The organism is Dyella sp. OK584 (assembly GCF_057787755.1).
Genome location: NZ_CM173542.1, coordinates 3,500,926 through 3,515,256 on the forward strand (window position 1 = coordinate 3,500,926; position 14,331 = coordinate 3,515,256).

At 64.3% G+C, this 14,331-nt stretch carries 16 protein-coding genes; 5 read left to right on the top strand and 11 right to left on the bottom strand.

Annotated features, from left to right (window positions below; translation table 11 throughout):
* Window positions 1-123 precede the first annotated feature (123 nt).
* Entirely contained in the window at window positions 124-879 is a 756-nt protein-coding gene (locus tag AC3CBN_RS15835; RefSeq protein ID WP_488633959.1) for a YdcF family protein, read from the bottom strand.
* 144 nt (window positions 880-1,023) lie between these two features.
* Here AC3CBN_RS15835 and AC3CBN_RS15840 point away from each other — a divergent pair, with 144 nt between their 5' ends.
* The 5 genes from AC3CBN_RS15840 to AC3CBN_RS15860 all read left to right on the top strand — a co-directional run bounded on the left by AC3CBN_RS15840 (window position 1,024) and on the right by AC3CBN_RS15860 (window position 6,525).
* Complete coding sequence (locus tag AC3CBN_RS15840) at window positions 1,024-2,457, top strand: lipase family protein (protein ID WP_488633960.1); 1,434 nt, start codon at window positions 1,024-1,026, stop codon at window positions 2,455-2,457.
* A gap of 258 nt (window positions 2,458-2,715) precedes the next feature.
* The gene (locus AC3CBN_RS15845; protein WP_488636752.1) at window positions 2,716-3,270 is read left to right on the top strand and encodes an RNA polymerase sigma factor; all 555 of its coding nucleotides are present in this window, start codon (window positions 2,716-2,718) and stop codon (window positions 3,268-3,270) included.
* Window positions 3,267-4,097 carry a hypothetical protein gene (locus tag AC3CBN_RS15850; protein ID WP_488633961.1) on the top strand — a complete coding sequence of 277 codons (831 nt, stop codon included), beginning with the start codon at window positions 3,267-3,269 and terminating at the stop codon, window positions 4,095-4,097. Before AC3CBN_RS15845 ends, AC3CBN_RS15850 begins: the two co-directional genes overlap by 4 nt.
* Entirely contained in the window at window positions 4,090-4,686 is a 597-nt protein-coding gene (locus AC3CBN_RS15855) for an IMPACT family protein (protein ID WP_488633962.1), read from the top strand. The genes AC3CBN_RS15850 and AC3CBN_RS15855 overlap by 8 nt, the downstream gene beginning before the upstream one ends.
* A gap of 69 nt (window positions 4,687-4,755) precedes the next feature.
* On the top strand, window positions 4,756-6,525 hold the full coding sequence (locus AC3CBN_RS15860) for an ABC transporter transmembrane domain-containing protein (protein ID WP_488633963.1): 1,770 nt from the start codon (window positions 4,756-4,758) through the stop codon (window positions 6,523-6,525).
* Window positions 6,526-6,570: 45 nt separating this feature from the next.
* Here AC3CBN_RS15860 and AC3CBN_RS15865 read toward each other — a convergent pair whose 3' ends face one another.
* From AC3CBN_RS15865 to AC3CBN_RS15910, 10 genes are all read right to left on the bottom strand, one after another.
* Entirely contained in the window at window positions 6,571-7,302 is a 732-nt protein-coding gene (locus tag AC3CBN_RS15865) for a copper homeostasis protein CutC (RefSeq protein ID WP_488633964.1), read from the bottom strand.
* 1 nt (window position 7,303) lies between these two features.
* Window positions 7,304-8,323: a glycosylasparaginase gene (locus tag AC3CBN_RS15870; RefSeq protein WP_488633965.1), complete on the bottom strand. Its 1,020-nt coding sequence runs from the start codon at window positions 8,321-8,323 to the stop codon at window positions 7,304-7,306.
* 104 nt (window positions 8,324-8,427) lie between these two features.
* Window positions 8,428-8,634 (bottom strand): cold-shock protein, encoded by a 207-nt coding sequence (locus AC3CBN_RS15875; protein ID WP_026633225.1) that lies wholly within the window; start codon window positions 8,632-8,634, stop codon window positions 8,428-8,430.
* 160 nt (window positions 8,635-8,794) lie between these two features.
* Window positions 8,795-9,538, bottom strand: coding sequence for an S-methyl-5'-thioinosine phosphorylase (locus AC3CBN_RS15880; RefSeq protein ID WP_488633966.1), 744 nt, complete (start codon window positions 9,536-9,538; stop codon window positions 8,795-8,797).
* Between the two features lie 20 nt (window positions 9,539-9,558).
* Window positions 9,559-10,119, bottom strand: a complete 561-nt coding sequence (locus AC3CBN_RS15885) for an NADPH-dependent FMN reductase (protein ID WP_488633967.1) — start codon at window positions 10,117-10,119, stop codon at window positions 9,559-9,561.
* Between the two features lie 27 nt (window positions 10,120-10,146).
* Window positions 10,147-10,695 carry a hypoxanthine-guanine phosphoribosyltransferase gene (locus AC3CBN_RS15890; RefSeq protein WP_488633968.1) on the bottom strand — a complete coding sequence of 183 codons (549 nt, stop codon included), beginning with the start codon at window positions 10,693-10,695 and terminating at the stop codon, window positions 10,147-10,149.
* On the bottom strand, window positions 10,692-11,714 hold the full coding sequence (gene nagZ / locus AC3CBN_RS15895; RefSeq protein WP_488633969.1) for a beta-N-acetylhexosaminidase: 1,023 nt from the start codon (window positions 11,712-11,714) through the stop codon (window positions 10,692-10,694). The genes AC3CBN_RS15890 and nagZ overlap by 4 nt, the downstream gene beginning before the upstream one ends.
* The gene (locus tag AC3CBN_RS15900; protein WP_488633970.1) at window positions 11,708-12,235 is read right to left on the bottom strand and encodes a CYTH domain-containing protein; all 528 of its coding nucleotides are present in this window, start codon (window positions 12,233-12,235) and stop codon (window positions 11,708-11,710) included. Before AC3CBN_RS15900 ends, nagZ begins: the two co-directional genes overlap by 7 nt.
* Window positions 12,236-12,315: 80 nt before the next feature.
* Window positions 12,316-13,629, bottom strand: coding sequence for a 23S rRNA (uracil(1939)-C(5))-methyltransferase RlmD (rlmD, locus tag AC3CBN_RS15905; protein ID WP_488633971.1), 1,314 nt, complete (start codon window positions 13,627-13,629; stop codon window positions 12,316-12,318).
* 90 nt (window positions 13,630-13,719) lie between these two features.
* The gene (locus AC3CBN_RS15910; RefSeq protein WP_488633972.1) at window positions 13,720-14,325 is read right to left on the bottom strand and encodes a YdbL family probable chaperone protein; all 606 of its coding nucleotides are present in this window, start codon (window positions 14,323-14,325) and stop codon (window positions 13,720-13,722) included.
* Window positions 14,326-14,331 lie beyond the last annotated feature (6 nt).

Consider the following 14,331-nt stretch of genomic DNA (forward strand, 5'->3'; position numbering starts at 1 on the left):
CGAGAGTGCGGTGAGTTCGTCATATTGGGGTCCATCAGAAGCCGTCGGAAACAGAGGCTGCGCAAGGTTACGCGGAACTGCGCTCCGTAGCTGGCTGGAAAATGAACGCCTGATCGCGCCGCATCACGGCGTCAGCGGTGCCGCTTTGGGCGCATTCCAACCCATCATGTTGTAGACGCGATAACGCAGGATGCCGATGTACTCGTGCATCGCGGCATCCGTCAGCAGGTAGTTCCACGAATCGGGCAGGAATTCCCGCCGCGTGTTGACCCAGTCGCCAGCGACCGGTTGCGGCGTGATGCCGAAATGCGCGAAGTACAGCAGTGCCCGGTGCAGATGAATGCCCGAGGTCACCAGCACTAGGTGATTTGGAGCCTGCTCGACCAGCATGGGACGACTGAACTGCGCGTTCTGCCAGGTCGTCATGCTGCGCGTCTCGTAGGACAGGTCTGCCTCCGGAATGCCCAGCTTGTGCAAGGCGCGGCCGTACACGACCGACTCCGCCTCGCCATGACTCTGCGAATCGCCCCCGGTCACCAGCACGTGGCATTCCTTGCCCGTCGATTTGCATTCGTTATAGAGCTGCGCCGCGCGCAGCACACGCCCATCGGCGAAGTACGACGGCTGCAGCGGCTCGTCACCCGCCACCACGGTGCCGCCGCCCAGCAGCACAATGACATTGCGCGCGGCCCAGTCGATCTTCGGCTCGACGTCATACGGACTTTGAAGGCTACGCACCAGCAGGCGCGGCACAGCACCGCAACCAATGCCGAAGAACAGCACCACCGTCAACGCGACCAGCGCATGGCCGGTCCGGCGCCAACGCCATCGATACAACAACGCTGCCGCCAGCAGCATCGCAAACAGGACGGAGAGCATGGGGTTCCCTGGTCCGTGGAAAGTCGTGGCATCTTAGGGCCTGACCACAACGCAGGGCGATAGTACCTACGGCAGGTCAGCATTGCCGATGGACTCGCCCGCCATCGGGCTCGCGACACCCCACGCACAGCATGGAACCCGGTCATGACAACCCTCGTCTTCGTGCACGGCTGGAGCGTCACCAACACCTCGACCTATGGCGCCCTGCCACAGCGATTGCAGCAAGAGGCCGCCGCGCAGGGCGTCATGCTCGATACCGCCGATATCTGGCTTTCCGAATACGTGAGCTTTGATGATGCGGTGACCATGCAAGACGTGGTGCGCGCGTTCGATCACGCCTTGCGCGACCTGCATCTGCTGGACGCGAGCTTCGCCTGCGTCACCCACTCCACTGGCGGCCCGGTCGTGCGTGAATGGTTGCGGGCACAACGCGAGCGCCCCGGTGCCTTCAGCACCATGCGGTTAAGTCACCTGATGATGCTGGCACCTGCCAATTTCGGTTCGGCGCTGGCGCAACTCGGCAAGAGTGCGCTCGGCCGGCTGCGCGCATCGGCAGGTGGCATCGAACCGGGGCAACGCATTCTCGACTGGCTGGAGCTTGGCAGCGCCGAATCGCTTTCGCTCAACCTCGACCACATTCACAGCGATGACCCCGCCCAGAGAGGGCAATATCTGTTCGTGTTGGCGGGTGATCGTCCCGATCGCGCGCTGTACGACCACATCAATAGCTATACGGGCGAAGATGGTTCCGATGGCGTCGTGCGCATTGCTGCCGCCAATCTCAATGCGTGCCATGCGGTGCTAGCACACGAAGGTTCTGCGGCCAGCGACGTACTGGCACTGCATCTCACCAAAGCCCCGCGCACGGCCTTCAAGCTCATACCTGGCGCATCCCACTCGGGCACCAATCAGGGCATCATGGCCGCCGCTCCGCAGGCCACCCTGGATGCCTTGCTGCGCTGTCTGCAGGTGAAGAATCTCGACGACTACCGGCAGCTGTGCGATGCGTTCGACGCGGACAACGCCGAACGCGATGCCCACGACGTGGAACTGGAACCCGTCGGACCGTTTTCGCCACGTGTACATATCCACGACCCACGCAGCATGCTGATCCTGCGACTCACCGACGAAAGTGGCGAGGTTTTGATCGGCAGCCGCCTGCTGCTCAACGCCGGCACGCCGCCCAATCCCGACTGGATGCCCCAGGGCTTCATGCTCGATCGCCAGGCCAATAGTCTCCACGCCAATGTGATTTCGCTGTTCCTCAATCACGCCTTGCTTGAAGGCACGGATCGCGTGGCCGACCCTGACAACAGTCGCAAGACGCTGCGCGCCGCTGTAGCGGGACATCGCCCCTACAGCGCCAGCGTGGAGCCGGTCGATCTTTCCGGGCTGGTGCACCACGCTGCCGCCAGCATGGCCGCCGACGCAGACCTCTTCGATGCCCTCGGCCCGCACCAGACCACCGTGCTGGACGTGGTGCTGCCGCGCAAGGTGCACGAGGGCGTGTTCCGCCTGACTCAGAAGCTCGAACCCGAGGATTTCAGCCAGCCGCTGGCAGGCGCGATCATCACCTGAAGGGACCACGAAGAGCTGCGCGTTTTTGCTCCTCGTCCCAGCGAAAGCTGGGATCCAGCGACTTCAATACCTTGAAGAGACACTGGATTCCAGCTTTCACCGAAATGACGGCCCATAGGTCCATCCTCCAAATCAACCCCATGTCGCGATGCGCTGCGTTTCACTGATATCACCCCAGGCCAGCCAGCCATGCCCAATCACTCGATCGCCGTGTTCGGTGCTTACCCGATCTGGCGATTTGGCTTAACCTCGCCGCTCATGGATGCCACGGTGGACGACGATGCAACGCTGATGCTCGCCTATGCGCAGGGTGAGCTGTCCGCGTTCGATGCGCTGTACGCGCGCCATCGCGGCACGCTCTACCGCTTCTTGCTGCGCAGCGCGCGTGACCCGGGGCTGGCCGAGGAGTTGTTTCAGGAAACCTGGAGTCGCGTTGTTGCAGCACGCACGCGCTACACGCCCCAGGCGAAGTTCAGTACGTGGCTGCTGCAGATTGCGCATAACCTGCTGATAGACAGCTATCGACGTAAACGCCCCGTCGCCACGGGCGAGGAAGCGGAGTACGCGCTCGACAACCTGGCCGGGCCCGGCGATGAGCAGCCTGAGCACGTATTGTCGGAATTCGAACGTCGCCGCAGGCTGCAACGCGCGATCGAGGCGTTGCCCGACGAGCAGCGCACTGCCGTGTTGTTGCGGCTGGAAAACGACTTGAGTGTGGAGGAAATTGCCGAAGTCACCGGCGTGGGGCGCGAGACTGCGAAGTCGCGTCTGCGCTATGCCATGAACCGATTGCGCGAACAGTTGGCCGAATGAACACGCACGATCACCACGATAACGAACCGCTGCCCGGCGAGAACGAGCTCAAGGCGCTGTACCGCAGCCTGCCTCGCAAGGAGCCCGCGCCGGCACTTGACCAGGCCGTGCGACGCGCGGCCGCCGATGCGGTGCGCCCAGGCAGGCGCATGCCGCGCTGGCCGGTGGCCGCCGCGAGCGCCGCCGTGCTGGTGCTCGCGGCCGGAGTGAGTTGGCGCCTGCACGAGCAACCGTCGAGCCTGCCGCCTGCGCCTGCTCCAGGCGCAGCGGCGATCCTCACATCTCCGCCTGCTGCGGCCCTTTCCGCGCCAACGGCAAACAGCGCCAATCAAGCGGCAGGCACACTTGCAGAACAAACCGCGGCCCCCGCGGCGGCGCCTGAATCACGCGCCAAGAACAACCCACAGCAAGCAAGGGAGTCCATCCGCTCCGCGCTCAAGCCGCGAGTGATCGCCCCCGCCTCGATAGCACAGCAGGCCGCGGCACCAGCCGCCGCATCGGCACCGATGGTCATGGCTGCACAGGAAGCCGCACCCGCACCATCGCTACAACCAGTGCCAGCGCCCGAACCGCAAGCGGGCTACGGCAACCGCGATGCCATCGCGGCGAAGGCCATGGCTGCGCCCATGCGCGCCGAGTCGCCAGTGCGCGATTCCACGGCAGTCAACGCCGCCGATACGCCTACCCAGGAACTCGACAAGATCCGCCAGCTTTTCGCTCAGCAGCGTCGTGATGAAGCCTTGCAACGACTCACCGCCTTCCAGCGGGCGCATCCGGACGTGTCTTTGCCCGACGACTTGCGAAACCAGCTTCCTGATCATGAGTGACACGCTGTACACCCTCGCCACCGCCTTCCAGCACAGCGAGGACATCAAGAAAAGCCGCTTTCTCGCCCAGGCCGCACCGGTGCAGACACCCGAGCAGGCGCTTGCCTTCGTGCGGCTGGTGGGCGACCTGGCCGCCACGCATAACTGCTGGGCGTACCGCATCGGCCAGGACTACCGTTTCAACGACGACGGCGAACCCGGTGGCACGGCCGGCCGGCCCATCCTGCAGGCCATCGAGGGCCAAGGCATCGACCGCGCCGTGGTCGTGGTGACGCGCTGGTACGGCGGCATCAAGCTCGGTGCAGGCGGGCTGGTGCGGGCCTACGGCGGCACGGCTGCGGAGTGCCTGCGCCGCGCCGAGCGTGTGCCGATCGTGGCCATGGCGCGACTTGGCCTCCATTGCGATTTCGCCGATCTGGCCTTGCTCAAGGCCCGGCTGCGCGAACTGGACGCGGAAGTGATGCAGGAGAACTTCGGCGCCGATGGCGTCGAGCTAGAGATACAACTTCCTGCCAACCGCGTTGACGAAGCGCAGGCGCGCGTCACCGATATCAGCCGCGGCCGCTACGAGGCGCGGCGACTGGATTGAATCGGGGTCAGGCCGCCCCACCTTGAAGGACATGCGCCGATCCGGCGCGGATGCCGACGACAGGATCTCATGAGCGAAACCGCCGACACCCAGCGCCCCGCACGCCGCCTAGGCCCGCTGATGCAGTTGTGGCCCTTCCTCAAGCCGCATCGCAAGCTGGCTTTCGGTTGGCTGGTGTTTCTGGGAATTTCCTCCACCGCGACGCTGGTGCTGCCGATGGCGGTGCGGCACATGATCGACCAGGGCTTTGGACATTCGAACGCCGCCGCCATCAATGCCACCTTCCTCGGCTTGTTCGGCGTGGCCTTGGTATTGGCTTTCGCCACCGCCGCCCGCTACTACTGCATCACGCTGCTGGGCGAGCGCGCATTGGCATCGCTCCGCGCGAAACTGTATGCACACGTGATCCGGCTCGATGTGGGCTTCTTCGAACGCAGCCGCGTGGGTGAGCTGATCTCACGCCTGGGCACCGACACCGAAGTGATCCAGGCGCTAATTGGTTCGGGCATCTCGGTGGCGTTACGCAGCGCCGTGATGTTGCTGGGCGCCACCGCCATGATGGCATGGACCAGCCCGCGCCTCGCTGGCCTCACCGCGCTGGTGATTCCGGCAGTGATGCTGCCCATCCTGGTGTTTGGCCGTCGCGTGCAGAAACTTTCGCGCGCCAGCCAGGATCGCCTTGCCGACACCGCCGCCATTGCCAACGAAACACTCAATGCGGCCCCTGCCGTAAAGGCCTATGCCCGCGAGGATATCGAGAGCACCCGCTATGGCAGCGCCATTACCCGCGCACTGGCCACAGCGCGCAAGCGCATCGGCATGCGTTCCATGCTTACCGCCACGGTGATCGTGCTGTTCTTCGGCGCGATCACGCTGGTGCTGTGGGCCGGCGCCCGCGACGTGCTGGCTGGAACCTTGGGTGCGGGCGTGCTGGGCCAGTTCGTGCTGTACGCGATCTTCGCCGCAGGTTCGCTGGCGGGCCTTTCCGAGGTGTGGGGCGACGTGCTGCGCGCGGCGGGTGCGATGGAGCGTATCGGCGAATTGTTCGAGGAGCGCGCCGAGATCACCAGCCCGGCACAACCTTCGCCACTGCCCAAACCAATGCAAGGTGCGCTGCACTTCGAGAACGTGAAGTTCCATTATCCAACGCGCCCGGATGCGCCAGCGTTGTACGACTTCGATCTCGCGATCCGGCCTGGCGAAACCGTCGCACTGGTCGGTCCATCCGGCGCAGGCAAGAGCACGGTCTTCGCGCTGTTGCTGCGGTTCTACGATCCACAGACCGGACGCATCACTCTCGATGGCGTCGACCTGCGCGCACTGGCCCTGCCCGAACTGCGCGGCGCCATTGCACTGGTGCCGCAGGAAACCGTGATCTTCGGCGGCAGTGCCGCGGACAACATCCGGTTCGGCCGGCAGGATGCGGACGACGAAGAAGTGCGGGAGGCAGCCCGCGCTGCCGAAGCGCACGATTTCATCAGCGCCATGGGCAAGGCTTACGACGAGGAACTGGGCGAGCGCGGCGTGCGTCTCTCCGGTGGGCAGCGGCAGCGCATCGCGATCGCCCGCGCGATTTTGCGTGACGCACCGCTACTGCTGCTCGACGAAGCCACCTCGGCGCTGGATGCCCAGTCCGAGGCTGCCATCCAGCAGGCGCTGGAGCGACTGGAGAAGGGCCGCACTACGCTGGTGATTGCCCATCGCCTCGCCACCGTGCAGCGCGCCGATCGCATCGTCGTGTTGGACGGTGGCCGCATCGTGGCCCAGGGCACGCATCAGAGTTTGCTGGCCGAGGGCGGACTCTACGCGGAACTGGCACGGCTGCAGTTCACGGCCTGAAGTGCTGGTACGTGCCCATGCACGGCTGGCACGGTGCGCCAATACTCAGATGGATTTGAGCGCATCGACCAGCGCGCGCACCTCGTCCGCATCGGTGCGAATTTCACCGGCATCCATGTCCAACCTGTTGCCATGGCGATGACGCATGCCTGACACCAAGCTGCGCTTGGCCGACGCGTGAAATTCGTGCGCGCCCGTGTCTGCGGCCAGGGCGGCGATATTACCGGGCTGAATGCCGGCGCCAGGCATCACCACCACTCGGCTTCCCGCCTGCTCGACCCGTGCGCGGATAGCCGCCGCGCCCTGTACGGCCGAACGCCACCCACCTGAAGTCAGTACCCGCTCTGCCCCCAACGCAATGACATCCTCCAGTGCGCGTGCCTGGTCCCGCACCAGATCGAACGCACGGTGGAATGTCACGCCCATGCGTCCAGCAGCACTGACCAGGGCGCCGCAGCGGACCATATCCACCTCGCCATCGGCATCGAGCACGCCGAACACCACGCCATCGCAACCAAGCGATGCGCAGGCCTCGACGTCCTGCTGCATCGTCTCGATCTCGGAATCGCTGTAGAGAAAATCGCCGGCACGAGGACGGATCAACACGTACAACGGCAGATGCACTCGCTCGCGCACAAGCGCGATCTGTGCGTAAGAGGGTGTCAGCCCTCCCAGCTCCAGCCCCGTGCACAGTTCGATGCGACCAGCCCCTCCCGCTTGCGCGGCCATTGCCGACGCCAGCGAGTTGGCCGCCACTTCGAGCAAACGCATTGCCATCTCAGAACACGCTCTTGGAGGGCAGCAATCCGTCCTGGCGTTTCGCATCGCATACCGCGTAGGAGAATCCCGGCTGGATCGCGAACGCCCCCACATCGCCCTCGCGATTCATGGCAAGGAAACCCACCTGCAGGTCCTTCGAGGCCTTCGGCTTACGCTTGACGATGCGCATGACAGCCTCACGACAGGCTTCCTGCGGTGAGCGCCCCTGGCGCATCAGTTCCACCACCAGAAAGCTGCCGACATTACGGATGACTTCCTCACCCACGCCAGTGGAGGTAGCGGCACCCACGTCGCCATCGACATAGAGGCCCGCGCCGATAATCGGACTGTCGCCCACACGACCGCGCAACTTCCAGGCCATGCCACTGGTCGTACAGGCGCCAGCGAGGCGACCGTGTGCATCGATGGCCAGCATGCCGATGGTGTCGTGATTGTCCTTGCCGCCTGGCATGCCCGTCTTGCCGTAGTCGCGAACCTCGCTGTTGACCGAGGGCTGGTAATGCGCCGTCTTCAGCCACTCTTTCCACGCCTGCTCGGACTCGGGCGTGAGCAGCTCCTCTTTCCTGAAGCCCTGCTCTATCGCGAACTGCAATGCGCCATCGCCCACCAGCAGCACGTGCGGCGTGCGTTCCATCACCCGGCGCGCCACCTGAATCGGATGCGCGATATGTTCCAGCGCGGCCACCGCGCCGCAGTTGCCCTCGGCGTCCATGATGCTGGCGTCGAGCGACACATGGCCGTCGCGATCGGGATAACCGGCGCGACCCACGCTGTGGTTCTTCAGGTCCGCCTCCGGCACCATCACGCCGGTTTCCACGGCGTCCAGCGCGTTGCCACCCTTGGCTAGCACCGCCCAGGCCGCCTGATTGGCGGCCACGCCGAAGTCCCAGGTAGAAATGACGCGTGCGCCCGTGGCGCCCTTACCCGTCACCGCCCCTGTTGCACCTGCCTTGCCGGCCAGCGCGAAAGCCGACGCGCCCAGCATGGAGGCTTTCAGGAAATCTCTACGGTCTGCCATCACCTACTCCAGTTACGCCGTTTTAAAAAACAGAAGCCCCGCGTCTTGCGACGCGGGGCTTCTTTCTTACATCGATGACCGGCGCGCGCGCCGGAACGCCGAAATCAACCAGCGATCTCGACGCCCGAAGCCTGGGCGCCCTTCGGGCCCGTGGTGACTTCGAACTTCACGCGCTGACCTTCCTGCAGGCTACGGAAGCCCTTGGAGTTGATCGCCGAAAAGTGGACGAACACGTCCTCCCCACCGTCCTCAGGCGCGATGAAGCCGAAACCCTTGGCGTCGTTGAACCACTTGACCGTACCGAAACGCATTGCGTGAACCTCTGAATCATGGACTGGATGCACCACGGAAAGCACTGAACCACCTTGACCCCTTGGTCCGCCGCCCCTGGCACAACGGAAGTATCAACATGTTTTATGGCAAAGCGCAATATGGTCGCCCTTTTTCCACGATCAAAACCGAACGTATTGCTCAGCTTTTGAGCAAATGGCCAAGGATGGGGGGCACTTCGGCGGTCGCGGCGGCCAGATGGGCGAAGATTTCCTCGATGCTGATCTCGGCCTCGTCACCGCAGCCGGCAGCAAAATTGGCGACCAGGGCCAGGCAGGCGTACTCCAGTTCGAGCTCTCGGGCGAGCACCGCCTCGGGCATGCCGGTCATGCCGACCAGGTCGCAGCCATCGCGCTTCATGCGGGCGATTTCCGCCCGGGTCTCCAGGCGCGGCCCCTGGGTGGCGCCATAGCAGCCACCGTCGATCACCGTAATGCCCGTCGCATGGGCGGCTGCGATCAGCGCCCGACGCAGCGATTCAGTGTAGGGCTCGCTGAAGTCGATATGCCGGACCTCGGCACCCTCAACATCGCAAAAGCTGGTGTAGCGCCCGTGGGTGTAGTCGATGATCTGATCAGGCACCACGATCACCCGTGGCCCCATGTCGGCACGGATACCGCCGACCGCGTTCACGCCAATGACGCGGCGGGCTCCCAGCGAATGCAGCGCCCACAGGTTGGCGCGATAGTTCACGCGGTGCGGAGGCACGGTGTGGCTTTCGCCGTGACGAGCCAGGAAGGCCACCCGGCGACCGGCGAAATCACCGATCACCACGTCACCCGACGCCGTCCCGAACGGCGTATCCACACTGTGGCGCTCGGTGTTTTCCAGGCCGGGGAAGTTGTACAAGCCGCTGCCGCCAATGACGGCGAGATCGATAGTCACGGTTGGTTCCTGCTTTCGAATTAAAAGTGCTTCGCCGTCATGGTCAGACAGTCGGCGAATCCCTGCAGATGGCGACCCAACGCATCACGCGCGCGCTCGTCGGCGAGCCGCCCTTCGATGATCTTGGTGTGCGCCTGGAACACCAGCACGTCGCCCTGCGGCTCGCTGCGGGCGCCAGCGCGGCGCAATATCTGGCGCAATTGGTCCTGGGCGCGCACGGTGCCGGTGATGCCGGGACTGGCGCCGACGATGCACACCGTCTTGCCGGTCAGCGCGGCCGCCTGGCGCGACTTACCGACGCGGGAGGCCCAGTCGATGGCGTTCTTCAGCACGCCAGTGATGCCGCCGTTGTATTCCGGACAGGCGAACAGCAGGCCGTCCGCCCGATCGATCGCTTCCTTCAGCGCCGTCACCGGCGCGGGATCGCCCTGCTCTTCCACGTCCTGATCGAACAGCGGCAGGCCGTGCAGGCGATGAATGACGATGTTCATCCCCGCCGGTGCCAGTTCCTGTGCGGCACTCAGCAGCGCGGTGTTGAATGAGGCCTGCCGCAGGCTGCCAGAGATACCCAGTATGTTCATGCTCGCGCTCCGCGGTGGATGATCGGCTTACTTCAATGCGTAGATGCCCGGCAGGTTACGTCCCTGCTCGTGATAGTCCATGCCAAAGCCGAACACATAGCGATCCGGCAACTCGACACCATTGAAATCGGAAGCAATGCCTTCCACCAGGCGGTCATGCTGCTTGGTGCACAGGCTGGCGATCAGCACGCGGCGGGCGCCGCGCCGCAGGCAGTCGTCGCGCACGGCCTTCAGCGTATGACCCTCATCGAGGATGTCGTCCACCAGCAGCACCGTGCGCCCCTTCAGGTCTGCCGCCGGCTCGCGCAGCCAATGCAGTTCGCTGCCGGAAGTGGCGCCGCGATAACGCGTGGCGTGCACATAGTCGAATTCCATATCGGTGCGGATCGCCAGGGCCAGATGACCGGCAAAGATCAGCGCGCCATTCATTACGGTGAGGAACACCGCCCGCTCGCCATCAAGCGCTGCATCGACTTGGCGCCCCAAGTCGGCAATGACGCTTTCCAGGGCAGCACGATCGAACAGCAAGTCGGCGTCGGCCAGCGCCGCCGCCAGCGAAGGGGTGTTGGTGGTCATGCTGGGGTTTGTCCTTCGGCGGCGTTGAGCGCCGTGATGCGCGCGACGAAGCGATCGCGCTGCGGGTTATCGGTAAGCCCTTCCCAGGTGGAGGCCAATGCACCGCGTAATGCGGCCAGCCGCTCGGGTGCGGCCGCTGCCCTGCCCTGCACGGCGCCTATGGCTTCCTCCACGACATCCGGGAAGCAGGCCAGCACGAGATCGCACCCGGCATCCAGATGGGCACTGACGCGAGCTGCGACACCGCCCGCCTCACCGGCGGCTGCCATGCTGATGTCGTCGCTGATCACTGCGCCAGTGAAGCCCAGTTCACCGCGAAGGATCTCGCCGACCCAGCGCCGCGAGAAACCGGCCGGCCGTGCATCAACGGCGGGATAGACGACGTGCGCCATCATCACCGCCTCGGCGTGCGCGGCGAGGCTTTCCGCGAACGGCACCAGATCGTCGCGGCGGATGTCATCGAGCGGACGTGGATCGATAGCCGTCGCCTTGTGGGTATCCGCCGCCACCGAACCATGCCCCGGGAAATGCTTGAGCACCGCGGCCATGCCGCCAAGGTGCATGCCGCGCACATAAGCCTGCGCCAGCTCCGCAGCCACGGAGGGATCCGCATGAAAGGCGCGCGTACCGATGGCGGCATTGCCGCGCGCCAGATCCGCCACCGGCGCAAAACTGAAATCCACACCGCTGGCGCGTAGCTCGCTGGACATCACCCACGCGTGCTCCTCGGCGAGCCGCACGGCGTTTTCCGGGTCCCGGTTGTACACCGCACCGATGGCCGACAGCGGCGGCAAGCGGGTGAAGCCTTCGCGAAAACGCTGCACCGGCCCGCCTTCCTGATCGACGGCAATGAGCATGTCCTCACCACCAACTTCACGGATCGCGTCCACCAGCGCCATCAACTGGTCCAACGATTCGAAGTTGCGCGAGAACAGTACGACGCCGGACACGCCCTTTGCGGTGAGCCAGGCGTGCTCCGAACTTGCCAGCGTGGTGCCAGCCAGGCCGATCATCAGCATGGCATCTGCTCTCCTGCGGCCTGTCGCTCGTCCTGCGTCCATTGTGAATAGGGATGGGCAATCAAGTTGACGTTGTAGTAGCGCACCAGGTGGCTAACCTCGCGCCCCAGCCAGGACGGGCGCGGGAACGACGCGTCCGCCGACGGCAGCTCGACCTCGGCCACGACCAGGCCGGCGTTGTCGCCGAAGAACTCGTCGATCTCGAACAGCACGCCCTCCACGATAACGTGATGGCGGATCTTCTCCAGCACGCCATCGCATAGTGTGGCGAGCATCTGCTCGGCATCGGCCAGCGGCATCGGGTATTCGAATTCAGCGCGTTCGATGCCCAGTTGCGCGGACTTGATGTTGAGCCAGGCAGTTTCGCCCGAGCGACGCACGCGCACCGAAGCGCGCGCCGCGCCATCGTGCAATGCCTTCGCACCCAATAGATAGCCTTGCGCGATGCGTTCGCTATGCGTGGCGGCGTCGCGCCAGCTATCGTCGCTGAGGAGGAATTTGCGTTCGATCTCGATGCCCATGATGCAACCGTTGGATGAGGTTGAGGGAAGACGCGGAGAAGAATCGCAACAGATGGGCGTTACTTCTCTTCGACGTCGGCCTAGCGTTCGAACAACGCGATCGACTCCACGTGGGCGGTGTGAGGGAACATATCCATCACGCCAGCCGCGCTCAAGCGGAAGCCATGCTTCTGCACCAGGATGCCTGCATCGCGAGCCAGCGAACCGGGGTGACACGATACGTAAACAATACGCTGGGTCTCCTTGTGCGGCAGATACTCCAGCACTTTGTCGGCGCCAGCACGCGGCGGATCGAGCAACAGTTTGTCCCACGGTTGCTTTGCCCAGTGCGCGTGGCTTTGATCCTCGAACAGGTTGGCCACTTCGAAGCGGGCATGCGTGATGCCATTGCGCGCGGCGTTTTCGGCAGCGCGCTCGACCAACCCGTGCTCGCCCTCCACGCCAACCACTTCAGCCACGCGACGGGCAATCGGCAGAGTGAAATTGCCCAGGCCGCAGAACAGATCGAGTACGCGGTCGCCCGGCTGCGGATCGAGCAACTCCATCGTCCGCGCCATCATGCGGCGGTTCATGCCTGCATTGATCTGCACGAAATCGAGCGGACGAAATTCCAGTTCCACGTCGTCGATCCCCGCATCGCCACTGGGAATACGGAAAGCCAGTCGCGGATGTTCCGGCCACAGCGGGTGCACGCTGCTCACACCACCTGGCTGCAGATAGATGGCAAAGCCGTGCTGCTTGCCGAATTCCACCAGCGCGGCCTGGTCGCGCTCGCTCAGCGGCGACATGTGGCGGAAGACCAGCGCTACGGTGTCATCACCGGCGGCGAATTCGATCTGCGGAATCTCATTGGCGGCATCCATGCTGCTTACCAGCTCCGCAAGCAGGCCAATTTTTGGACCCAGCGCCGGATGCACCACTTCGCACTGGCTGATGTCGGCCACGAAGCGAGGGTTGCTCTCTTCGCGAAACCCCACCAGCACGCGCCCTTTCTTGGCCACCGCGCGCACGGACAGGCGTCCCTTGCGGCGATAGGACCAGGGCTGGTCGGTAAGCGGCGGCAGCCACAGCTCGGGAGCCACCTTGCCGATGCGTTCGAAGTTGTCCTTCAGCACGCGCTGCTTCACCTCGATCTGCGATTCGGCGTCCAGATGCTGTAGCGAGCAGCCGCCGCACTGGCCGAAATGACGGCAACGTGGCTCCACGCGATGCGGCGAGCGCGTTATCAGCTCCACTACCTCGGCTTCGTCGTAATGACGGTGGCGCTTGCGGATGCGCAGTTTCAGCTGCTCGCCGAGCAGCGCGCCGCTGACGAACACGGCCTTGCCGTCGATGCGTGTGACGCCTTTGCCATCATGGCTTAGGTCAGTGATGGTGGCTTCAAATTCTTTCATGGATAGGTAACGTGGTCCGCAAACGCACGCGCCCGGATCGTGAGGACCCGGGCGCGGTCATCAGGTAAAAGGTTGAATGGGGCGAACGGCTTACTTCTGCTTCCAGACGCCCGAAGGGTCTTGATAATACCAGCCCGCGCGCGCCCTCTCGATCCAGCCCTTGGCGAAGGTGCCACGAATCTGCGCCTCCCACTCGGGATGATTGTTGGCATTGGCCACCTCGCGATACAGCGCATTGCGGTCACGATTCTCATCAGCCACGGCGGCATTCACGCCAGCGCGCTGGTCCAGTGGCACCTTGGCCGCATCACGCACCGCGACCAGTCCGTCCTGGGTGAAACCAATCGCGCCACTGCTGAACAGCGGTGCCAGCGTGCTGCGGAAACGTTCCTGCATGCGTCCATGAATCGCTTCAGTGGTGGGCGTCTGAATGCGGATATTGGGTGCATCGGCCGCGTAGGCGGCGGGAATCAGCAGATCAAGCAGCATGGCCGCCGGCTGGTCGCCCTTCTTGGGTGGCGCCGGCGGCTGATCGCTCTTGGGTTCCGGCGCGGGTGCGGAGCTGTCCAACACGGTGCCAATGAATTGGTCGGCAGCCTTCTGTGCGGCGGCCTCGGGGAAATACACATTGATGGTGACGCACCCCACCAGCGCGACCAGCAACGTGGTCAGCAATCCATAGACGAGCTTGCGCATGTTCGA

Bases quoted from the DNA above. Each gene is read 5' to 3' on its own strand.
- AC3CBN_RS15840 (WP_488633960.1), top strand. From the start codon at position 1,024: ATGACAACCCTCGTCTTCGTGCACGGCTGGAGCGTCACCAACACCTCG.
- AC3CBN_RS15870 (WP_488633965.1), bottom strand. From the start codon at position 8,323: ATGGCAGACCGTAGAGATTTCCTGAAAGCCTCCATGCTGGGCGCGTCG.
- AC3CBN_RS15835 (WP_488633959.1), bottom strand. From the start codon at position 879: ATGCTCTCCGTCCTGTTTGCGATGCTGCTGGCGGCAGCGTTGTTGTAT.
- AC3CBN_RS15845 (WP_488636752.1), top strand. From the start codon at position 2,716: ATGGATGCCACGGTGGACGACGATGCAACGCTGATGCTCGCCTATGCG.
- nagZ (WP_488633969.1), bottom strand. From the start codon at position 11,714: ATGCTGATGATCGGCCTGGCTGGCACCACGCTGGCAAGTTCGGAGCAC.
- AC3CBN_RS15885 (WP_488633967.1), bottom strand. From the start codon at position 10,119: ATGAACATACTGGGTATCTCTGGCAGCCTGCGGCAGGCCTCATTCAAC.
- AC3CBN_RS15860 (WP_488633963.1), top strand. From the start codon at position 4,756: ATGAGCGAAACCGCCGACACCCAGCGCCCCGCACGCCGCCTAGGCCCG.
- AC3CBN_RS15865 (WP_488633964.1), bottom strand. From the start codon at position 7,302: ATGGCAATGCGTTTGCTCGAAGTGGCGGCCAACTCGCTGGCGTCGGCA.
- AC3CBN_RS15910 (WP_488633972.1), bottom strand. From the start codon at position 14,325: ATGCGCAAGCTCGTCTATGGATTGCTGACCACGTTGCTGGTCGCGCTG.
- AC3CBN_RS15850 (WP_488633961.1), top strand. From the start codon at position 3,267: ATGAACACGCACGATCACCACGATAACGAACCGCTGCCCGGCGAGAAC.
- AC3CBN_RS15855 (WP_488633962.1), top strand. From the start codon at position 4,090: ATGAGTGACACGCTGTACACCCTCGCCACCGCCTTCCAGCACAGCGAG.
- AC3CBN_RS15900 (WP_488633970.1), bottom strand. From the start codon at position 12,235: ATGGGCATCGAGATCGAACGCAAATTCCTCCTCAGCGACGATAGCTGG.
- AC3CBN_RS15875 (WP_026633225.1), bottom strand. From the start codon at position 8,634: ATGCGTTTCGGTACGGTCAAGTGGTTCAACGACGCCAAGGGTTTCGGC.
- AC3CBN_RS15890 (WP_488633968.1), bottom strand. From the start codon at position 10,695: ATGACCACCAACACCCCTTCGCTGGCGGCGGCGCTGGCCGACGCCGAC.
- rlmD (WP_488633971.1), bottom strand. From the start codon at position 13,629: ATGAAAGAATTTGAAGCCACCATCACTGACCTAAGCCATGATGGCAAA.